Genomic DNA, 4427 nt, shown 5'->3' on the forward strand with positions numbered 1-4427 from the left:
GCACTGAGTCCGCTCGCGCACCGGGCGGCGGGGTGCTCGGGCCGCCGCCGCCCGGTGCGCGAGCGGACTCAGTGCCGCTTCATCGTCGCCCGCTGGGTCTTCCCCCGGGTCTTCGCCGCGATCGAGGACAGGTCGCGCTGCGCCTGACGCGCGCGCTGCTGCGCCGCGTGGTTGCGCGAGCGCTCCAGCTCGGCGAACGACGAGCGGTCCGGCCGGTCAGGACGGCCCCCACGACCCTCGCTGTGACTCTTCGCCATGATGACTCCTCTGTCCGGGGCGTCCGTCGTCTGCGATCCCCGAGCAGCGCGCGCCCCGCAGGGCCGGAACCCCGGCGCGACACGTCCTCACTCCACTGTCCCGCGCGCGACAAGGCCCGGCATCCCGGACGGACATCGCAGGCCCCTGCCGCGTAGCATCCGGCCATGGGCTCATCGACGGAGACTGAAGGCGGCCCCACCGGCGGACAGTGGTTCCCGCCGCAGTGGCCCGACCGCATCCGCGCACTGGCCAGGGGCGAGATCACCCCGCCCGAACCCCGGCGCTCCGCCACCGTGCTGCTGCTGCGCGACACCGCTGAGGGCCCCGAGGTGTTCCTGCTGCGCCGCAAGCTGTCGATGGCCTTCGCCGGCGGCGCCTACGCGTACCCCGGCGGCGGCGTCGACCCCCGTGACCGCGCCCCCCTGGCCTGGGCCGGCCCCGGACCCGCCGGCTGGGCCCGCCGCCTCGGCGTCGACGAGGCCACCGCCCAGTCCGTGGTCTGCGCCGCCGTGCGCGAGACGTTCGAGGAGGCCGGGGTCCTGCTCGCCGGAACCACCGCGGACGACATCGTCGCCGACACCACCGGCGACGACTGGGAGGCCGACCGGCTCGCGCTGGTCTCCCGGGATGTGTCGTTCGCGGAGTTCCTGGAACGCCGCTCGCTGGTCGTGCGTGACGACCTCCTCGGTGGCTGGGCCCGCTGGATCACCCCCGAGTTCGAGGAACGGCGCTACGACACGTGGTTCTTCGTCGCCGTCCTGCCCCAGGGGCAGCGCAGCCGCAACGCGTCGACCGAGGCCGACCACGCCGAATGGGTCGCCCCGGCCACCGCGCTCGCCGGATACGACGCGGGCCAGCTGCTGATGATGCCGCCCACCGTCGCCACCCTGCGCGCCCTGCTGCCGCACGCCGATGCTGCCGCCGCGCTGCGCGCCGCCGCCGACCGCGACCTCACGCCGGTGCTGGCCCGGGCCCGGATGGAGGACGGACGCGTGGTGCTCAGCTGGCCGGGGCACGAGGAGTTCGAACGCGCCGTCGCAGCGACGGAGACCGCGACCGACACCGCGGCCGCGACCGCGTCCGACACCGCGGACACCGCCGCCCACGGGGAGGACACGCCATGACCGAAGCCGCCGCACTGCCGGGCGCGCCCGACGGGGCCGTCACCGACGGCCCCGTCACCGAGCGCGCCACCTGCCTGCTGGCACCCAACCCGTCGATGATGACGCTGGACGGCACCAACACCTGGCTCCTCGCCGAACCCGGCTCGGACCAGGTCGTGGTCGTGGACCCGGGGCCGCTGGACGAGACCCACCTGGCCCGGGTCGCCGAGACCGCGACCGCCGGTGGCCGCCGCGTCGCCCTCACGCTGCTGACCCACGGCCACGCCGACCACTCCGGGGGCGCCGCACGGTTCGCCGAACTGACCGGCAGCCCGGTGCGGGCCCGGGACGCGGAGTTCTGCCGCGGCGGCGAGCCGCTGGCCTACGGCGAACTGCTGCTGGTCGGCGGCCTGCGGCTGCGGGTGGTCCCCGCCGCCGGTCACACCGCCGACTCCCTCGCCTTCCTGCTGGCCGCCGACGGCGCCGTGCTCTCCGGCGACAGCGTCCTCGGCCGGGGCACCACGATGGTCGACCACCCCGACGGGAACCTCGGCGACTACCTGGACACCCTGCGCCGCCTGCGCGCGCTCACCGTCGACGACGGGGTGCGCACGGTGCTGCCCGGCCACGGGCCGGTGCTCCGCGACGCCGCCGGGGTCGTCGACTACTACCTGGTGCACCGCGCGAAGCGGCTCGCGCAGGTCGAGACGGCCGTCGAGGCCGGACACCGGACCCCGGCCGATGTCGTCGCCCATGTCTACGCGGACGTCGACCGGTCCCTGTGGCCGGTGGCGGAACTGTCGGTGCGCGCCCAGCTCGACTACCTCACCGAGCACGGCCTCATCTGACCGGGCGCCCCGGCCGGGCCCCGGACGCGGGAAAGCCCCGGCCCTTCCCCGGGACGCACCAACGCCCGGCCCACGGAGGGCCGGGCGTTCGCGTCGGAACCGCACAGGCGGCGCCGTCGCCGGTTCAGCGGCTGCGGCGGGCCAGTCGCTCGATGTCCAGCAGGATCACCGCGCGGGCCTCCAGCCGGAGCCAGCCACGGGCGGCGAAGTCCGCCAGCGCCTTGTTGACGGTCTCCCGGGAGGCACCGACCAGCTGGGCCAGTTCCTCCTGGGTGAGGTCGTGCACCACGTGGATGCCCTCCTCGGACTGCACGCCGAAGCGGCGCGACAGGTCCAGCAGTGCCTTGGCGACGCGGCCCGGGACGTCCGAGAAGACCAGGTCCGACATGTTGTCGTTGGCGCGGCGCAGCCGGCGGGCGACCGCGCGCAGCAGCGCGCCGGCCACCTCGGGGCGCACGTTCAGCCACGGCTGGAGGTCGCCGTGGCCCAGGCCCAGCAGCCGCACCTCGGTGAGCGCGGTGGCGGTGGCGGTCCGCGGTCCCGGGTCGAACAGCGACAGCTCGCCGATCAGCTCACCGGCACCGAGCACGGCCAGCATGTTCTCGCGGCCGTCGGCGGAGGTGCGGTGCAGCTTCACCTTGCCGTCGGTGACGACGTAGAGGCGGTCGCCCGGGTCACCCTCGTGGAACAGGGCCTCGCTGCGCGAGAGCGTCGTCTCGGTCATGGAGGCGCGCAGCTCGGCGGCCTGCTCGTCATCGAGCGCCGCGAACAGCGGTGCGCGGCGAAGAACGTCGTCCACGAGGTCTCTCTCCCTGTCGGCTGTGGGCCAGGCGTCGGCCACACGACCCATCATGCCGGACCGCACAGCGGTGCTATCAGTCACAAGTCTGACCTACCTGAACAGATCTCATGCCGACAGGGGGCCGTTCGGTCCCGGTGTGGAGGCGGTCCGACCCCGCCGGTGGTACGCCCGTACGGGCGCCTCCGACGGTCAACGCTGCGGCCAGGACGGGCAGAACGCCGCCCCGGGCCGTCCCGCCCGAGGCGGCCGGTCAGCGGGTTCCGCTCACGGCGAACAGGGAGTGACCGGCGGGCGTACACCCGGCCTCGGGGCGGTTCGGGCCCGTTCACGGGCCGGCCGCGCGGTGGCCGTCGCCCCGGCTCCGAGCCCCGTCCCCGCCCCGAGCGGCGGCTTTCCGTCACCGTCCCGTTCCGCACGGTGGCCTGCCGCCGCCGGTGCCCGTTGGTCCGTGCGGGTGATCGCCGCCGGCTGTGGGGGCCCCGCCGGGCGTGGGGCGAGGCCGGCAGGTTGGCGCGGACCGGCCCCATTCGGCGGCGTGAGGTGCGCGGTCCGGCGTAGCCTTCCCTGCATGGCAGCGAGCAGGGTGCGTGGTGCGGGAAAGCCGGAGAGCCGGCTCGCCATGGTGCGGCGGGCACGGAGGATCAACCGGGAACTGGCGGAGGTCTACCACTACGCCCATCCCGAACTCGACTTCGAGAACGCCTTCGAGCTGCTCGTCGCCACCGTCCTCTCCGCGCAGACCACCGATCTGCGGGTCAACCAGACCACTCCGGCGCTCTTCGCCGCCTACCCCACCCCCGACGACCTGGCGGCCGCCGACCCCGACGAGCTGGAGGAGCTGATCCGGCCGACCGGCTTCTTCCGCAACAAGGCGAAGTCCCTGCTGGGTCTCTCCGCGATGATCCGCGACGACTTCGGCGGCGAGGTGCCCGGCCGGATGGCCGACCTGGTGAAGCTCCCCGGCGTCGGCCGCAAGACCGCGTTCGTGGTGCTCGGGAACGCCTTCGACGTGCCCGGCCTGACCGTCGACACCCACTTCGGCCGGCTCGTCCGCCGCTGGCGGCTGACGGAACAGACCGACCCGGAGAAGGTCGAGGCGGAGATCGCGGAGATCATCCCCAAGAGCGAGTGGACGATGTTCTCCCACCGCACGATCTTCCACGGCCGCCGCATCTGCCACAGCCGTAAGCCCGCCTGCGGCGCCTGCCCGATCGCCGCGCTCTGCCCCTCCTACGGCGAGGGCGAGACCGACCCGGAGAAGGCGCGCAAGCTGCTGAAGTACGAGATGGCCGGTGCTCCCGGCCAGCGGCTCAAGCCGCCGCCGGGATACCCGGGCCCGCCCGCGCCGCCCGCTGCGGGTGCCCCGGGTGACGACTCACGGGCGGCCGACGCGTGACGGCCGGGGGGAGCACCGCG

5 protein-coding genes are annotated in these 4427 nt (G+C 74.7%); 3 read left to right on the forward strand and 2 right to left on the reverse strand.

The genetic code is table 11. The features are described from left to right. Positions 1-68 precede the first annotated feature (68 nt). Positions 69-257: a hypothetical protein gene (locus E0D90_RS23890; RefSeq protein ID WP_103504748.1), complete on the reverse strand. Its 189-nt coding sequence runs from the start codon at positions 255-257 to the stop codon at positions 69-71. A 165-nt stretch (positions 258-422) separates the two neighbouring features. Here E0D90_RS23890 and E0D90_RS23895 point away from each other — a divergent pair, with 165 nt between their 5' ends. Together E0D90_RS23895 and E0D90_RS23900 are read left to right on the forward strand one after the other, a co-directional pair. Then, the gene (locus tag E0D90_RS23895) at positions 423-1382 is read left to right on the forward strand and encodes an NUDIX hydrolase (RefSeq protein ID WP_130800047.1); all 960 of its coding nucleotides are present in this window, start codon (positions 423-425) and stop codon (positions 1380-1382) included. After that, positions 1379-2209: an MBL fold metallo-hydrolase gene (locus E0D90_RS23900; protein WP_103504749.1), complete on the forward strand. Its 831-nt coding sequence runs from the start codon at positions 1379-1381 to the stop codon at positions 2207-2209. Before E0D90_RS23895 ends, E0D90_RS23900 begins: the two co-directional genes overlap by 4 nt. A gap of 124 nt (positions 2210-2333) precedes the next feature. Here the strand turns inward: E0D90_RS23900 and E0D90_RS23905 are convergent, their stop codons facing one another. Next, the gene (locus E0D90_RS23905; protein ID WP_103504750.1) at positions 2334-3008 is read right to left on the reverse strand and encodes a Crp/Fnr family transcriptional regulator; all 675 of its coding nucleotides are present in this window, start codon (positions 3006-3008) and stop codon (positions 2334-2336) included. A 538-nt stretch (positions 3009-3546) separates the two neighbouring features. Here E0D90_RS23905 and nth point away from each other — a divergent pair. Next, positions 3547-4407: an endonuclease III gene (gene nth / locus E0D90_RS23910; protein ID WP_438827442.1), complete on the forward strand. Its 861-nt coding sequence runs from the start codon at positions 3547-3549 to the stop codon at positions 4405-4407. The last annotated feature ends 20 nt before the right edge of the window (positions 4408-4427 follow it).

This window comes from Streptomyces otsuchiensis, assembly GCF_004305975.1.
In the GTDB taxonomy this organism is placed as follows: domain Bacteria; phylum Actinomycetota; class Actinomycetes; order Streptomycetales; family Streptomycetaceae; genus Streptomyces; species Streptomyces otsuchiensis.

Excerpts from the sequence above, each read along its gene's own strand:
- E0D90_RS23895 (WP_130800047.1), top strand. The coding sequence starts at position 423 with ATGGGCTCATCGACGGAGACTGAAGGCGGCCCCACCGGCGGACAGTGG.
- E0D90_RS23900 (WP_103504749.1), top strand. The coding sequence starts at position 1,379 with ATGACCGAAGCCGCCGCACTGCCGGGCGCGCCCGACGGGGCCGTCACC.
- E0D90_RS23890 (WP_103504748.1), bottom strand. The coding sequence starts at position 257 with ATGGCGAAGAGTCACAGCGAGGGTCGTGGGGGCCGTCCTGACCGGCCG.